Annotated in this window: 18 protein-coding genes; 7 read left to right on the forward strand and 11 right to left on the reverse strand. The window is 70.9% G+C overall.

Going from position 1 to position 13,389, the window contains the following annotated elements; all coding sequences use genetic code 11:
• Position 1: 1 nt before the first annotated feature.
• The 6 genes from AC07C1_RS25190 to AC07C1_RS25215 form a co-directional block, all read right to left on the reverse strand.
• Entirely contained in the window at positions 2-403 is a 402-nt protein-coding gene (locus AC07C1_RS25190; RefSeq protein WP_478942439.1) for a helix-turn-helix transcriptional regulator, read from the reverse strand.
• A 214-nt stretch (positions 404-617) separates the two neighbouring features.
• Positions 618-1,226, reverse strand: coding sequence for an alkaline shock response membrane anchor protein AmaP (locus AC07C1_RS25195; RefSeq protein ID WP_478942441.1), 609 nt, complete (start codon positions 1,224-1,226; stop codon positions 618-620).
• A 43-nt stretch (positions 1,227-1,269) separates the two neighbouring features.
• Positions 1,270-1,956 carry a DUF6286 domain-containing protein gene (locus tag AC07C1_RS25200; protein ID WP_478942442.1) on the reverse strand — a complete coding sequence of 229 codons (687 nt, stop codon included), beginning with the start codon at positions 1,954-1,956 and terminating at the stop codon, positions 1,270-1,272.
• 52 nt (positions 1,957-2,008) lie between these two features.
• A complete protein-coding gene (locus tag AC07C1_RS25205) occupies positions 2,009-2,416 on the reverse strand; it encodes an Asp23/Gls24 family envelope stress response protein (protein ID WP_478942444.1) in 408 nt (135 codons plus the stop codon).
• Positions 2,413-2,580: a hypothetical protein gene (locus AC07C1_RS25210; protein ID WP_478942446.1), complete on the reverse strand. Its 168-nt coding sequence runs from the start codon at positions 2,578-2,580 to the stop codon at positions 2,413-2,415. The genes AC07C1_RS25205 and AC07C1_RS25210 overlap by 4 nt, the downstream gene beginning before the upstream one ends.
• A 76-nt stretch (positions 2,581-2,656) precedes the next feature.
• Entirely contained in the window at positions 2,657-3,142 is a 486-nt protein-coding gene (locus AC07C1_RS25215; protein ID WP_478942702.1) for an Asp23/Gls24 family envelope stress response protein, read from the reverse strand.
• 157 nt (positions 3,143-3,299) lie between these two features.
• Between AC07C1_RS25215 and AC07C1_RS25220 the strand changes: the two genes are divergently transcribed.
• The 3 genes from AC07C1_RS25220 to AC07C1_RS25230 are packed head-to-tail and all read left to right on the forward strand — an operon-like array spanning position 3,300 to position 4,920.
• Entirely contained in the window at positions 3,300-3,884 is a 585-nt protein-coding gene (locus AC07C1_RS25220) for an RNA polymerase sigma factor (RefSeq protein ID WP_478942448.1), read from the forward strand.
• Positions 3,875-4,543: a hypothetical protein gene (locus AC07C1_RS25225; protein WP_478942450.1), complete on the forward strand. Its 669-nt coding sequence runs from the start codon at positions 3,875-3,877 to the stop codon at positions 4,541-4,543. The genes AC07C1_RS25220 and AC07C1_RS25225 overlap by 10 nt, the downstream gene beginning before the upstream one ends.
• Positions 4,543-4,920 carry an Asp23/Gls24 family envelope stress response protein gene (locus AC07C1_RS25230; RefSeq protein ID WP_478942452.1) on the forward strand — a complete coding sequence of 126 codons (378 nt, stop codon included), beginning with the start codon at positions 4,543-4,545 and terminating at the stop codon, positions 4,918-4,920. Before AC07C1_RS25225 ends, AC07C1_RS25230 begins: the two co-directional genes overlap by 1 nt.
• Positions 4,921-5,096: 176 nt before the next feature.
• Here the strand turns inward: AC07C1_RS25230 and sodN are convergent, their stop codons facing one another.
• Positions 5,097-5,492 (reverse strand): superoxide dismutase, Ni, encoded by a 396-nt coding sequence (gene sodN, locus AC07C1_RS25235; RefSeq protein WP_004983535.1) that lies wholly within the window; start codon positions 5,490-5,492, stop codon positions 5,097-5,099.
• A 144-nt stretch (positions 5,493-5,636) separates the two neighbouring features.
• On the opposite strand from sodN, the gene sodX reads away from it, so the two are divergent.
• Positions 5,637-6,071, forward strand: coding sequence for a nickel-type superoxide dismutase maturation protease (gene sodX / locus AC07C1_RS25240; protein ID WP_478942454.1), 435 nt, complete (start codon positions 5,637-5,639; stop codon positions 6,069-6,071).
• Here the strand turns inward: sodX and AC07C1_RS25245 are convergent.
• On the reverse strand, positions 5,975-6,604 hold the full coding sequence (locus AC07C1_RS25245; protein ID WP_478942456.1) for a CGNR zinc finger domain-containing protein: 630 nt from the start codon (positions 6,602-6,604) through the stop codon (positions 5,975-5,977). The two genes, sodX and AC07C1_RS25245, sit on opposite strands and share 97 nt — an antisense overlap.
• 100 nt (positions 6,605-6,704) lie before the next feature.
• On the opposite strand from AC07C1_RS25245, the gene AC07C1_RS25250 reads away from it, so the two are divergent.
• Positions 6,705-7,463 carry a class I SAM-dependent methyltransferase gene (locus AC07C1_RS25250; protein WP_478942458.1) on the forward strand — a complete coding sequence of 253 codons (759 nt, stop codon included), beginning with the start codon at positions 6,705-6,707 and terminating at the stop codon, positions 7,461-7,463.
• 126 nt (positions 7,464-7,589) lie between these two features.
• On the opposite strand, the gene AC07C1_RS25255 is transcribed toward AC07C1_RS25250, so the two are convergent.
• Genes AC07C1_RS25255 through AC07C1_RS25265 form a run of 3 tightly spaced genes read right to left on the reverse strand, consistent with a single transcriptional unit; the run spans position 7,590 to position 10,328 of the window.
• Positions 7,590-8,396 carry an amino acid ABC transporter ATP-binding protein gene (locus tag AC07C1_RS25255; protein WP_478942460.1) on the reverse strand — a complete coding sequence of 269 codons (807 nt, stop codon included), beginning with the start codon at positions 8,394-8,396 and terminating at the stop codon, positions 7,590-7,592.
• Positions 8,393-9,331: an amino acid ABC transporter permease gene (locus AC07C1_RS25260; RefSeq protein ID WP_478942462.1), complete on the reverse strand. Its 939-nt coding sequence runs from the start codon at positions 9,329-9,331 to the stop codon at positions 8,393-8,395. Before AC07C1_RS25260 ends, AC07C1_RS25255 begins: the two co-directional genes overlap by 4 nt.
• A 37-nt stretch (positions 9,332-9,368) precedes the next feature.
• A complete protein-coding gene (locus tag AC07C1_RS25265) occupies positions 9,369-10,328 on the reverse strand; it encodes an ABC transporter substrate-binding protein (protein ID WP_478942464.1) in 960 nt (319 codons plus the stop codon).
• Positions 10,329-10,932: 604 nt separating this feature from the next.
• Here AC07C1_RS25265 and AC07C1_RS25270 point away from each other — a divergent pair.
• Together AC07C1_RS25270 and AC07C1_RS25275 are read left to right on the forward strand one after the other, a co-directional pair.
• Positions 10,933-12,153: an NAD(P)-dependent malic enzyme gene (locus AC07C1_RS25270; protein ID WP_478942465.1), complete on the forward strand. Its 1,221-nt coding sequence runs from the start codon at positions 10,933-10,935 to the stop codon at positions 12,151-12,153.
• Between the two features lie 236 nt (positions 12,154-12,389).
• A complete protein-coding gene (locus AC07C1_RS25275) occupies positions 12,390-13,355 on the forward strand; it encodes a zinc-binding dehydrogenase (RefSeq protein WP_478942467.1) in 966 nt (321 codons plus the stop codon).
• The last annotated feature ends 34 nt before the right edge of the window (positions 13,356-13,389 follow it).

The raw sequence follows: 13,389 nt of genomic DNA on the forward strand, positions 1-13,389 counted from the left end.
CTCACCAGGGCCGGCGGCGCGGGCGGGTGAACGTACGGGCCACGCAGGACGGGATCACCGCGCTCGCCTCGTGGTCGCGGGCCCGGTAGGCGCTCGGCGTCTCGCCGACCAGCTCGGTGAAGCGGGAGCTGAAGGAACCGAGCGAGGTACAGCCGACGGCGAGGCACACCTCGGTCACGGTGAGATCGCCCCCGCGCAGCAGCGCCTTGGCCCGCTCGATCCGGCGGGTCATCAGATAGCTGTACGGCGTCTCCCCGAAGGCCTTGCGGAAGCTGCGCTGGAAGTGACCGGCGGACATCAGGGCATCGCGGGCCAGCTCGGTCATGTCGAGCGGCTCGGCGTACTCGCGGTCCATGCGGTCGCGCACCCGGCGCAGCCGCCGGAGGTCCTCCAGGGCGGTCATTTCCTCAGCTTCGCACAGGACCACACGACAGCGTCCCGGCCGTCGGACCGGACTCCCGTGCCGAGGAGGGGATGGGGTTTGTTCGCCGGGGGAGAGGGGGTGCGGGCCGGGAGCCGCAGCCCCTCCCTCCCCGGTGCCGGAGCCGACGGGGAGCGTCGCCGGGCCGGGCAGCCGCCGTACGAGGGCGTGGACCCGGGAGCGGACGGTCTGCTCCTCATTCCGCGCGGTGTGGTTTGTGGTGGGCGACCTCCAGGCGGACCTCGGTGGGCATGTCAGGGCGGCCGGTGGACCGACGAGCGGTTCGCAGCGGGCCTTGGCACAGGGCGCCGAGGGCGGCGCCGGGGGCGCCGTGCGGGGTGAGGGTGAGCCCGACGCGGGTGCGGGGGTGGGCGGGCCGGCCGGTGATGCGTACGGCCGCGTGCTCGACCTCCGGCAGGGCACCGGTTTCGGCCGCGATCGCGTCGCTGAGCGCGCGGTCGCGCAGTTCGACCCCCTCCTGCGGGGGTGTGCCGCCGACGGCCAGCGCTCCGGGGCGGCGCCGGCTCAGCTGGGCGAGCAGCCACCACAGGGCGAGCAGGGCGGCGAGGGCGAGGGCGGCGATGACGGCAGGCCACCACCACCAGCCCTGGCTGCTCCAGCGGGCCCGGTCGGCGGAGCCGAGCAGGACGTCGTCCGGGGTGGTCAGGGGCCAGCCGGCGGGCGGGACCAGACGGGGTCGCCGGTAGAGGTCGAGCCCGGCGAAGAGGATCAGCAGTCCGCCGCCGAGCAGGACCAGTCCGGCGAGGGCCAGCAGACTGCGGTTGAGCACGGTTCGCGGTGTCATGGTGCGGGCTCCGGTGCTGCGGGGTTTCGGTGCTGGGTTTCGGTCAGTCGGTGCGCCGCCGCACCCGTACGACGATGCGGGGAGGACGAGCGAGGGCCAGCCGGTCGCGTTCCTCGTCGAGGACGGCGGTGAGGTCGTCCTTCACCTGCCGGGGGTCGCGGAAGCGGACGTCCGCGCGGGCTCTGATACGGCGGCGGCGCACCCGGACGCGCGCCGCGCCGACTCCCGGGACCCGCATCGCGGCGTCGCGCAGCAGGCCGGCGGCGCCGTCGCGCTCCAGGGAGGCCCGCAGCCGCGGGCAGTCGGCGGGGGAGCGCATGGGCAGCCAGTGGCGCAGACCCGGGGTGAGGGCCAGGACGATCAGCCAGACGCCGACGGCGGCGGCCACGGCGGCTCCCGTGATCATCCACACGTCGTCCACGGAGCGGGTGGCCAGTGCGTCGGCCAGGTGCCGTCGCCAGGCTGCCGCCGGGCGTCCCGCCCGTACGGCGATGACGTCGACCAGCGCCGCGGCCGCCGCCACGAGGATCACCGAGGCGACCACCGCCGCCGGGATGCGGCGCGTGGACCACGGGCGGTGGGCCCTGTGCCCTCTGCCCCGCTCCCCGTCCGTGAGGTCCGGGGTGGCCACCTCGCGTTCGGGTGGCGCGGGCTCCTTCGTCAGCGGCACTGTGGCACGGTGCGCGGACGGCGTGGAGCCGCGGCCGGGAGGACCGGGATCGGGTGTCATCGCGGGCCCCCTTCCCGCACGGCGTGCCGGGCGTCCCGGACCGCGTGGCCGCTCACCGGACCCGCCCCCGGCTCGCGTCGGCGGCGGTCACCAGCCGGCGGACGGTGAGGACGACCTCTCCCACCCGCAAGCCGGTCAGCTGAGCCACCCGTTGGGCGACGTCCTGCTGGATCCGCTCGCAGACATGGGGGATGTCGGTGGGGTACGGCAGGTCCATGGCCAGATGCAGGCGTACCGATCCGGTACGGACCGAGGCGGAGGCGCTCGGCGCCACCGGCGCGCTCCGGTCGGGCGGTACGGCGGCGCACCGCGACTGCGCCGTGCGTGCGGCCCGGGCGGCGATACGGGCGACCACCCTGTCCGGGATGACGGTGGCGCCCCGCTCGGCCGGGGGCGGCAGGCCGGCGGCCGGCGCCGGTGGGCCCGACCCCTGGCCGGGGGAGCCGGACCGGGTCTTCACCGCTGCCTCCGTGTCCGGAGGTCGAGGTCGCCCTGCACGGCGAGGCCGACGATCAGCCCCGCCGTACCCAGGACCAGCACCAGCAGGAATGCCCAGAAGCCGCCGAAGTAACCGGCGAAGCCCAGGGCCATGCCGGCCGCGAGACCTGTCGTTGCTGCGTTCATCTTGCACTCACCCGTCTCGCGAACGTACGTCACCGTTCGCGCGATCACCCGCGCCCGCCCAGGGTGCGGCGGCGGATCACCTCACGCGGCCCTCGTCCGGTGCGGCTTCTTCCTCCTCGTCGGGCAGGTGGACGTCGTCGACGGCGATGTTCACCTCGACGACCTCCAGGCCCGTCATCCGCTCCACGGCGCTGATGACGTTGGTGCGTACGTCGCCGGCGACGTCGACGATGGAGACGCCGTACTCGACGACGACGTCCAGGTCCACGGCGGCCTGCCGCTCGCCGACCTCGACCTTCACTCCCCGCGTTACGGCTCCGCCGCCTCCGCCGGGGACGCGTTCCCGCACGGCGCCGAAGGCGCGGGCCATGCCCGCCCCGAGGTTGTGGATGCCCGGTACCTCGCGGGCGGCCATGCCCGCGATCTTGGCCACCACGCCGTCCGCGATGGTGGTCCGCCCCCGTGTCTCGGCCGGAGTCCCGGCCCCGGTACGGCCCTTCAGCGCGCTCACGCCCGCCTCGGGCCGGTTGCCCCCGCCGACGCTGGTGATGTTGTCCGTCATGGCGGTCGCCTCGATCGGTCGGTCGGACACCGGTGTGGTGCCCTTCGCAAGGTTGGACATATGGGGCGGCGCATTCCTCACACCTCATCTGATGTGACGTGCATCACAGGTGGTGCTCTCGGGTACCCGGGCGGTCCGAGCCTCGCGCGGGAGCGCCATGATCGAACGCACTGCTTCCCCACCGTTGGGACGCGACCTGTCGGATGTGCCGGACGGACTCCTGGCCGTACGCGCGGCCGAGGGGGACGAGGACTCCTTCGCCGTTCTCGTCCAGCGGCACGGCCGGCCCCTTCTTGCCCTGGCCCGCGGCATGCTCGGCAACCTCCAGGACGCCGAGGAGGCCGTTCAGGACGCCTTCGTCAGCGCCTGGCGGCGACTGCCGGAATACCGCCACAGCGCGGAGTTCCGCACCTGGATGTACCGGATCACCGTCAACCGCTGCCTGACCATGCGCCTGCGCCGGCCGCCGCCCCTCGTGCTCGACACCGTCGCCGAGCCCGCGGCGCCGGACGCCTGGAGCCAGCCCGCCCGGTCCGCCGAGCAGGCCGCGGCCACCGCCGCCCTGTCCCGCGCCCTCGGCGATCTGAATGCCGGGCAGCGGCTCTGCTGGATCCTGCGGGAGGTGCAGGGCCTGTCCTACAAGGAGATCGCCCACGTGACGCGGACCAGCGAACAGACAGTACGCGGCAGACTGTTCAGGGCACGCCGATCCCTGCAGGAGGCGATGGGCCCATGGCGCTAGACGACCCGCACCCGCGACCTTCCGAACCCCCCGAAGCCAACGGGCCCCCGACCGGCCCGGCCACCGACGCGCCACCGTTCGCAGGTGATGAGGTACTGCCCTGCGGCCGCCTGCTCAGCCGGGTCTGGGAGCAGGCGCGGGACGCGGCGCCGACCGCCGACCCGCACACCGCCACCTGTCCGCACTGCCGCGAGGCCGTCGAGGGACTGGCCACGGTGAACGCGGCCACCCGGGCGCTGCGCGCCGAGGACACTCCCGGTCTCCACGCGCTCGCCGACCGCGTCATGGACATCGTCAGGGCAGAGGTACGGCTCGGGCGGCTGCTGCCTCTGGCCGACCCGGACCGGGACCTGCGGATCGCCGAGAACGCCGCGGCGAAGGTCCTGCGGCAGGCGGCGGACGCGGTCCCCGGTGCGAGGGCGGCGACCTGCCGGCTCGCACCCGAGGGCGAAGGCACCGACGTGCGGGTGACCATGACCCTCGCCGCGGCTCTGGACCGCCCGCTGCCCGACCGGGTCCAGCAGGTGCGCCGGTCGGTCCTTCTCTCGGCCGGACAGGACCTGGGTCTCGCCCTGACGGCCGTCGACATCACCGTGGTCGACGTCCTGGAGCCGGAACCGCCCCTCCGACCCGGCCTCCCGGCCGGCGGCGGTGTGTGATGACCGCCGGTCGCACCACCACGCTCCTCGGCATCGCGGCCGAGGCAGCCCTCGCGGTACCCGGAGTGGCGGGCCTGCAACCCCGCCTCTCCCACCGCTTCGCGGCAGCCGCCGCGCCGAGCCGGACGGAAGCCACGCCGTACCGCACATCACCCGAGGCAGGCATCCGCGCCGACCGGGCACCGGACGGTTCGGGATGGCACATCGAGGTGCGCTGTGTCCTGACCGAGGGGCGGCGGGTCCTGGACACCGCCCGGAACGTCCACGACCGGGTGGGGGCCACCGTCATCGCCCACCTCACAGCCCTCGGCGCCGTGGAGCCGGTCACCGTCCAGGTCACCGTGACCCGCATCGCCACCCGGTACGACGCGGTATGAGGCCAGTGCTGCGACCTGACGCCCGTTCGACAGGGAACACACGCATCCGCCGTGGCCGGGGGAAAATGACCGCACCCGGACCGCCGTGGGCGCCGTTGTCGGCAGCCTGCGGGCCGGGTGCGGGCAGGGCGACACTGCAATCAAGGAAACCGCAGGTCAGAAGGCATAAGGGGAGATCAGGCCTTCTTGGTCTCCCAGAAGATCTTGTCGATCTGGGCGATGTAGTCCAGCGCCTTCTGGCCCGTCGCAGGGTCGGTCGACGCCTTGGCGGCCGACAGGGCCTTCAGGGTGTCGTTGACCAGCTGGTGCAGCTCCGGGTACTTCTCGAAGTGCGGGGGCTTGAAGTAGTCGCTCCACAGCACGGAGACGTGGTGCTTCGCGAGCTCCGCGCGCTGCTCCTTGATGACGGTGGCACGCGCCTGGAAGTGGGGGTCGTCATTGCCGGCCATCTTTTCCTGGACGGCCTTCACCGACTCCGCCTCGATGCGGGCCTGGGCCGGGTCGTACACGCCGCAGGGCAGGTCGCAGTGGGCGCTGACCTTGACCTTGGGGGCAAACAGGCGGGAAAGCATGGAGCATTCCTTCCTCGTGATCGTCTTCTCAGGTGCGACATTACTCCCTGGGGAAGGCGATTTCTCGGGTGCCCCCTAGGGCTTAGGACAAAAGTCCAGGGTGAGACTGAGACTGGTGGAGGAACGGACCGGGGAGGTGCCGGGATGCCGGAGCTGTCGCAGGAGACCGAGCGGGGCAGGGCCGTGGCGCCCTTCGGGCTGGCCGAGGTGACGGGCCCGTCCATGGTGCCCACGCTCCGGCACGGTGACCGGCTGCTGCTGCAGTACGGGGCCGTGATCCGGCCGGGGGACATCGTGGTCCTGCGTCATCCGTTCCAGCAGGACCTGCTGGTCGTCAAGCGTGCCGTGGAGCGGCGCGAGGGCGGCTGGTGGGTGCTCGGGGACAATCCGTACGCGGGTGGGGACAGTACCGACTACGGGGTCGTGCCGGACGAGCTGGTGCTGGGCAAGGCGTGGTTCAGGTACCGGCCGCGGCCGACCGGTCAGCGTTCGCCGCTGACGCTGGTGCGCTGGGTGCTCTCGGCCGCGAGGCCGCTCTTCTCCGACCGGTCGGCCTCCAGGCGCTTGCGGGCCCGGTAGGCGGCCACGTTGGCGCGGGTCGCGCAGCGGTCGGAGCAGTAGCGCCGGGAGCGGTTGGTGGAGGTGTCGAGGTAGACGTTGCGGCACGGGGCCGCCTCGCACAGGCCGAGGCGGTCCACGCCGTACTCGGTCAGGTGGAAGGCCAGGCCCATCGCCGCGATCGCCGCGTAGCCGGCGGTGGCGTTGGACGGGTGGTCGGCCAGGTGCATGTGCCACAGCGGGCGGTCGTCCTCGTCGCGGTGGTCGTGCCCGGAGATCTGGGGGCTCACCGGGAACTCCAGCAGCAGCGAGTTCAGCAGGTCCACGGCGAGGGTCTCGTCGCCCTTGTCGGCCGCTTCGAAGACCGCGCGCAGCCGGGCCCGGACCGAGCGGAAGCGCGTGACGTCGGCGTCGGCGGCGCGGCGGGCCGCCGACGAGTTGGCGCCGAAGAGGTCGCGGACGGCCTCGACCGAGGTCAGGCTGTCCTTGCCCCGGACCGGTTCCTCACTGTTGACGAGACGTACGGCGTAATCCGAGTAATAGGCCAGTTCCACTTGTAGTCCTTACGGTGGCGCTCTATCGTCGTGGCTGCGGTCGGGTAACAGCTGGTCGCGTATCCAGGGTATTACGCGGGACGAGGGGAGATGGGTTTCCATGACGACGAGCACCGGAACCGACTGGGCGGCCTGGCAGGAGAGCTGGGACCGGCAGCAGGAGTGGTACATGCCGGATCGCGAGGAACGCTTCCGGATCATGCTCGACATGGTCGAGGCGCTCGTCGGCAGCACCCCGCGCGTGCTCGATCTGGCGTGCGGCACCGGCAGCATCACCGCCCGGCTGCTCGCCCGCTTCCCCGGGGCCACCAGCACCGGTGTCGACCTCGACCCTGCCCTGCTCGCCATCGCGCGCGGCACGTTCGACGGCGACGAGCGGGTCTCCTTCGTCACCGCCGACCTCAAGGACCCCGACTGGCCGGCGCGACTGCCGTACGACTCCTACGACGCCGTCCTGACCGCCACGGCCCTGCACTGGCTGCACAGCGAACCCCTCGCGACCCTCTACGGCCAGGTCGCGGAACTCGTCCGCGACGGTGGTGTCTTCATGAACGCGGACCACATGATCGACGAGACGACGCCCCGGATCAACGCGGCAGAGCGCGCCCAGCGCCACGCACACATGGATCGGGCCAGGCGGGACGGTGCCCTGGACTGGACCGAGTGGTGGCAGGTCGCGGCCAAGGACCCCGTCCTCGCCGAGCCGACCGCCCGCCGCTTCGAGATCTACGGCGAGCACGCCGACGGGGACATGCCCTCGGCGGCCTGGCACGCGCGCGTGCTGCGCGAGAAGGGCTTCGGCGAGGCCCGTCCGGTGTGGTGCTCACCGTCGGACACCCTGCTGCTGGCGCTGAAGTAGGCCCGAGTCACGCGCTGGGGAGGCGGTACGGGAAATCGCCGGAGAACTCGCGCGGGGGCCGCGGCTGTTGCCGTAGGCATGGGAGAGGGGCGGTACGGGCTCCCCGTACCGCCCCTCCTCACCGGGTCACAGAACCTTGGACAGGAACGACTGCGTCCGCTCGTGCTGCGGGTTGGTCAGGACGTCCCGGGGATGGCCGGTCTCCACCACCACACCGTCGTCCATGAACACCAGGCTGTCGCCCACCTCACGGGCGAAGCCCATCTCGTGGGTGACCACGACCATGGTCATACCCGACTCGGCGAGGTCGCGCATGACGTCCAGGACGTCACCGACCAGCTCCGGGTCCAGGGCCGAGGTCGGCTCGTCGAACAGCATCAGCTTCGGTTCCATCGCGAGGGCCCGGGCGATCGCCACCCGCTGCTGCTGGCCGCCGGAGAGCTGCGAGGGATAGTGCCCGGCCCGGTCGGCCAGGCCCACGCGCTCCAGCAGCTGCATGGCCCGCTCCCGGGCCTGCGTCCGGCTCGCGCCCTTCACCTGTACCGGCGCCTCCATGACGTTCTCCACCGCCGTCAGGTGCGGGAACAGGTTGAAGCGCTGGAAGACCATGCCGATGTCCCGGCGCTTCATCGCGACCTCGCGGTCACGCAGCTCGTACAGCTTGTCGCCCTGCTGGCGGTAGCCGACCAGCTCGCCGTCGACGTACAGCCGCCCGGCGTTGATCTTCTCCAGGTGGTTGATGCACCGCAGGAAGGTCGACTTGCCGGAGCCGGAGGGGCCGATGAGGCAGAAGACCTCGCCCGGCTTCACCTCCAGGTCGATGCCCTTGAGCACCTCGACGTGGCCGAAGGACTTGTGGACGCCCTGCGCCCTGACCATCGGGACGGTGTCCTGGGGCGGGGTGTCCTGTGTCTTGCTCAGCTTGTCGGTCATGCGCCCACCGCTCCCTTCGGGCGACCCAGCGACAGCATGTTGGCCTTCACCTTCTGCCAGGGGGTGGGCGGCAGCTGGCGGCTGGAGCCGCGGGCGTAGTAGCGCTCGATGTAGTACTGGCCCACGCTCAGCACCGAGGTCATGATCAGGTACCAGGCCGCCGCGAGGAAGTACATCTCCACCGGGGCACCGGAGTTCTGGCCGATGTCCTGGGCGTAGCGGAACAGCTCGGGGTACTGGACGGCCGCCACGAGCGAGGTCGTCTTCAGCATGTTGATCACTTCGTTGCCCGTCGGCGGCACGATCACGCGCATCGCCTGCGGGATGATCACCCGGCGCAGGGTCTTGCTGTGGCTCATGCCGAGGGCGTGGGCCGCCTCGGTCTGGCCCTCGTCCACCGCGAGCAGACCGGCCCGGCAGATCTCGGCCATGTAGGCCGCTTCGTTCAGGCCCAGGCCGAGCAGCGCCGTCAGCAACGGCGTCATGAAGTTCGACCACTCGTCCTTGTAGAGCGGCATCAGGTTGATGTACTCGAAGACCAGGCCCAGGTTGAACCAGAGGAACAGCTGGACCAGGACCGGGGTGCCGCGGAAGAACCAGATGTAGAACCAGGCGATCGACGAGGTCACCGGGTTCTTCGACAGCCGCATCACCGAGAGGATGATGCCGCCGACGATGCCGATCACCATCGACAGGACCGTCAGCAGGAGGGTCTTGCCGACACCGGTCATGATCCGGTCGTCGAAGAAGTAGTCCGGTACCGCGTGCCAGTTGATCTTGCCCTGGCCGAACGCGTAGATGATCGCGACGAGGATCGCGATGGCGACGACGGCGGAAACGTATCGTCCGTAGTGCCGGACCGGGATGGCCTTGATGGCCTCCGGGCCGGCCGGGGGGGTGCCCTGCTCCCCGTCCGTCTTCTTGATGTCAGTCACGGGTGTTGCCTCTCAGCGGCCGCTACGGTTCCGCGGGTCACTTGCCGCCGTTGATCACGGACTGCTTGACGGCGCCGTCCTGGGCGCCCCACTTCGTGAGGATCTTTTCGTACTCGCCGCTCTTGATGATCGCGTCCATCGCGGCCTTGAGGGCGTCGCGCAGCTGGGTGTCGTTCTTGGCCACGGCGATGCCGTACGGCGCCGCCTCGACCTGGTCGCCGACGAGCTGGAAGTCCTTGCCGCCGCCGGAGGTCTTCACCGCGTACGCGGCGACCGGGAAGTCGGAGGAGGCCGCGTCCACACCGCCCGAGCGCAGACGGGTCTGGGACTGCTGGTCGTCGTCGAACGGCTCGATGGTGAGCTTCTTGCCGCTCGGACACTTCTTGGCCTCCTGCTTGGCCAGGTCCTCCGAGACGGTGCCGCGCTCGACGGCGATCTTCTTGCCGCACAGGTCCGACCAGTTCGTGATGCCCTGGGTGTCGCCCTTGCGGGTGTAGATGGAGACACCGGCGGTCAGGTAGTCGACGAAGTCGACACCCTCGCCGACCTTCTTGCCCGTGTCGGGGTCGACGCCCTCCTGACGGTTCTTGTTGTCCGTCATCGCCGACATCGCGATGTCGTACCGGCCCGAGCGCAGGCCGGTGAGCAGGCCGTCGAACGTGCCGTTGTCGAACTCGAACGTCACACCGAGCTGCTTGCCCATGGCTGCCGCGAGGTCCGGGTCCAGGCCCACCGCCTTGCCGGAGGAGTCCTTGAACTCCACCGGAGCGTAGGCGATGTCCGAACCGACCTTGATCTTGCCCTTGTTCCGGAGGTCCTGAGGGAGCTTGTCGGCCAGCGGGGCGCTGCCGGCGGACGCGCTGCCGGAGTCGTTGTTCTTGTCCTTGGTCTGGTCACCGCAGCCGGTGAGCAGCAGGGCGCCTGCGACCGCGATCGCACCGACCGCGGCCAGACGGGAGTGCGCGGCGGTGGTACGACGGGTGGAGCTTGCGGTCATCGTGGTTCCTCCGGCGGATGGGAAGAGTTGCCGATGGGTCGACGGAAACACACACCTTCGGGTGTCGCGACCTCGTGGGTTTACGGCATCTTGCCATTCGGACTACGCCAATCAGACGCGTCACTATGTCAAAATCGGATAACGGGTGCCGCCCGAACCGCATCAGGTCGGTACAACCCTGGTCTATCAGTACCGAACCATCTGCGGGAATCCGGCCCTCCGGCCGGAAAATCTTCGGCGCATCTCAGGATGTGGTCAGTCGGCTTGTGCCCCTTTCGCAGTCTTCGGGCCCCCTCGTCGCCGTTCCACGCGGCCTCCCGCGGGCCCGGGGCCGCAGGCCCCGCCGAGCTGTCGGCCGCGCGTCACCTCGGCGTGGCTTTCCGGTTCCGCGATGTGACCTTGCACCTAATGGACTCGTCGTGAGTACCGTCGGTCCGGTAAGAAGGTTCTTTACACCCCTCATCCGGGGCTCAGGGCGCGTGTGCGGCGCGCCCGTCGCGTATGTGCTCGTACGTATCCGCAATCGAGCCGTACGCGGTGCCCGCCCACCCCTCACCAGGAGTGGTCGACCCTCAAACCATGCATACCTAAGGGGTAAGACAAAGTGGCAGCGGAGATCGTCAATCCTCGCAGCGACAACAGTACGGATCAGGAAGGGGCAGAGCCCCTCGATTCCTTCGATCCGGTGTTCGCGCTGCACCGCGGCGGCAAGATGGCCGTGCAGGCCACCGTGCCGGTCCGTGACAAGGACGACCTTTCCCTCGCGTACACGCCCGGCGTCGCGCGCGTGTGCACCGCGATCGCGGAGCAGCCGGAGCTGGTCAACGACTACACATGGAAGTCCTCGGTGGTCGCCGTCGTGACCGACGGCACCGCCGTGCTCGGACTCGGGGACATCGGTCCCGAGGCCTCCCTCCCCGTGATGGAGGGCAAGGCGATCCTGTTCAAGCAGTTCGGCGGCGTCGACGCGGTGCCGATCGCGCTCGACTGCACGGACGTCGACGACATCGTCGAGACCGTGGTCCGGCTCGCTCCCTCCTTCGGCGGAGTGAACCTGGAGGACATCTCGGCGCCCCGGTGCTTCGAGATCGAGCGCCGGCTGCAGGAGCGCCTGGACATCCCGGTCTTCCACGACGACCAGCACGGCACGGCCGTCGTGACCCTCGCGGCGCTGCGGAACGCGGCGCGGCTGAGCGGACGCGAGATCGGGCAGCTGCGGGCCGTCATCTCGGGCGCCGGCGCGGCCGGTGTCGCCATCGCCAAGATGCTGGTCGAGGCCGGCATCGGGGACGTGGCCGTGGCGGACCGCAAGGGCGTCGTGTCGGCGGACCGGGAGGACCTCACGCCGGTCAAGCGGCAGCTGGCCTCCTTCACCAACAAGGCCGGCCTCGCCGGCTCGCTGGAGGACGCCCTCGCGGGCGCGGACGTCTTCATCGGCGTCTCCGGCGGTACGGTCGCCGAGGCGGCCGTCGCCTCCATGGCGGAGGGTGCCTTCGTCTTCGCGATGGCCAACCCGAACCCGGAGGTCCACCCGGAGGTGGCGCACAAGTACGCGGCGGTCGTCGCGACCGGGCGCTCGGACTTCCCGAACCAGATCAACAACGTGCTGGCCTTCCCCGGGATCTTCGCGGGCGCGCTGCAGGTGCGGGCCACGCGGATCACGGAGGGCATGAAGATCGCCGCTGCGGAGGCGCTGGCCGCGGTGGTCGGTGACGACCTCGCCGCCGACTACGTCATCCCGTCGCCGTTCGACGAGCGGGTCGCTCCGGCCGTCACCGCGGCGGTTGCGGCCGCGGCCCGTGCCGAGGGCGTCGCTCGTCGCTGACGTTGCGCTGAATGGCCCCGCCCGTCCGGGCGGGGCCATTTTTGTCTACCCACCCGCTTTTTTACCCACCCGCCCGCCTGATCGGGTGATGACGAGGGCGCCTTGGCCGGTGCCTTCGAGGGTGCCTTCCCGGCTTGCCGGGCCGGGGTGGGCCGAGCGGGTGCTGTCGCGCAAGAGGGCATGTGTCACAGCACCCCGCGGTTCCGTCGGCCGGACGGCGCACCTATCGTCGAGCCATGTTCGCTGTCTACGCCGCCCGAATCGACCGCGACCAGCCGCTCACCGGCCTCGAGTTGGGAGAGCGTCCGGCTCCCGAGGCCCGTCCCGGCTGGAGCACCATCACGGTGCGGGCCGCTTCCCTCAACCATCACGACCTCTGGTCCCTGCGCGGCGTCGGTCTCCCGGAGGACCGGCTCCCGATGATCCTCGGCTGTGACGCCGCCGGCGTCGACGAGGACGGCAACGAGGTCGTCCTGCACTCCGTCATCGGCCAGACCGGGCACGGTGTCGGCCCGAACGAGCCGCGCTCCATCCTCACCGAGCGCTACCCGGGCACCTTCGCCGAACAGGTCGCCGTACCGACCTGGAACGTCCTGCCCAAGCCGAAGGAACTCTCCTTCGCCGAGGCCGCCTGCCTGCCGACCGCGTGGCTGACGGCCTACCGGATGCTGTTCACCAACGCCGGGGTACGACCCGGCGACTCGGTCCTCGTGCAGGGCGCGGGCGGCGGTGTCGCCACGGCCGCGATCGTGCTCGGCAAGGCGGCGGGACTGCGGGTCTTCGCCACCAGCCGGGACGAGGCGAAGCGGAAGCGGGCCCTGGAACTCGGGGCGGTGGAGGCGGTGGAGCCGGGAGCGCGGCTGCCGCAGCGGATGGACGCCGTCATCGAGACCGTGGGCGCCGCCACCTGGTCCCACTCGGTGAAGTCCCTGCGGCCCGGCGGCACGATCGTCATCTCCGGCGCCACCAGCGGGGACCGGCCCTCGCATGCCGAACTGACCCGGATCTTCTTCCTGGAGCTGAAGGTGGTCGGTTCCACCATGGGCACCAAGGAGGAGCTGGAGGACCTGCTCTCCTTCTGTGCCGCGACCGGTGTACGACCCGTCATCGACGAGGAGCTGCCGCTGGACCGGGCCCGTGAGGGCTTCGAACGGCTCGCCTCCGGGGAGCAGTTCGGAAAGATCGTGCTCACCAACTCCTGAACCCCTGGGATTACTCAGGCTGGAAGGGCTGCCA

It is taken from the genome of Streptomyces sp. NPDC045022, from assembly GCF_056432605.1.

Bases quoted from the DNA above. Each gene is read 5' to 3' on its own strand.
- AC07C1_RS25190 (WP_478942439.1), bottom strand. From the start codon at position 403: ATGACCGCCCTGGAGGACCTCCGGCGGCTGCGCCGGGTGCGCGACCGC.
- AC07C1_RS25195 (WP_478942441.1), bottom strand. From the start codon at position 1,226: ATGACACCGCGAACCGTGCTCAACCGCAGTCTGCTGGCCCTCGCCGGA.
- AC07C1_RS25200 (WP_478942442.1), bottom strand. From the start codon at position 1,956: ATGACACCCGATCCCGGTCCTCCCGGCCGCGGCTCCACGCCGTCCGCG.
- AC07C1_RS25210 (WP_478942446.1), bottom strand. From the start codon at position 2,580: ATGAACGCAGCAACGACAGGTCTCGCGGCCGGCATGGCCCTGGGCTTC.
- AC07C1_RS25215 (WP_478942702.1), bottom strand. From the start codon at position 3,142: ATGACGGACAACATCACCAGCGTCGGCGGGGGCAACCGGCCCGAGGCG.
- AC07C1_RS25220 (WP_478942448.1), top strand. From the start codon at position 3,300: ATGATCGAACGCACTGCTTCCCCACCGTTGGGACGCGACCTGTCGGAT.
- AC07C1_RS25225 (WP_478942450.1), top strand. From the start codon at position 3,875: ATGGCGCTAGACGACCCGCACCCGCGACCTTCCGAACCCCCCGAAGCC.
- AC07C1_RS25230 (WP_478942452.1), top strand. From the start codon at position 4,543: ATGACCGCCGGTCGCACCACCACGCTCCTCGGCATCGCGGCCGAGGCA.
- sodN (WP_004983535.1), bottom strand. From the start codon at position 5,492: ATGCTTTCCCGCCTGTTTGCCCCCAAGGTCAAGGTCAGCGCCCACTGC.
- sodX (WP_478942454.1), top strand. From the start codon at position 5,637: ATGCCGGAGCTGTCGCAGGAGACCGAGCGGGGCAGGGCCGTGGCGCCC.
- AC07C1_RS25250 (WP_478942458.1), top strand. From the start codon at position 6,705: ATGACGACGAGCACCGGAACCGACTGGGCGGCCTGGCAGGAGAGCTGG.
- AC07C1_RS25255 (WP_478942460.1), bottom strand. From the start codon at position 8,396: ATGACCGACAAGCTGAGCAAGACACAGGACACCCCGCCCCAGGACACC.
- AC07C1_RS25265 (WP_478942464.1), bottom strand. From the start codon at position 10,328: ATGACCGCAAGCTCCACCCGTCGTACCACCGCCGCGCACTCCCGTCTG.
- AC07C1_RS25275 (WP_478942467.1), top strand. From the start codon at position 12,390: ATGTTCGCTGTCTACGCCGCCCGAATCGACCGCGACCAGCCGCTCACC.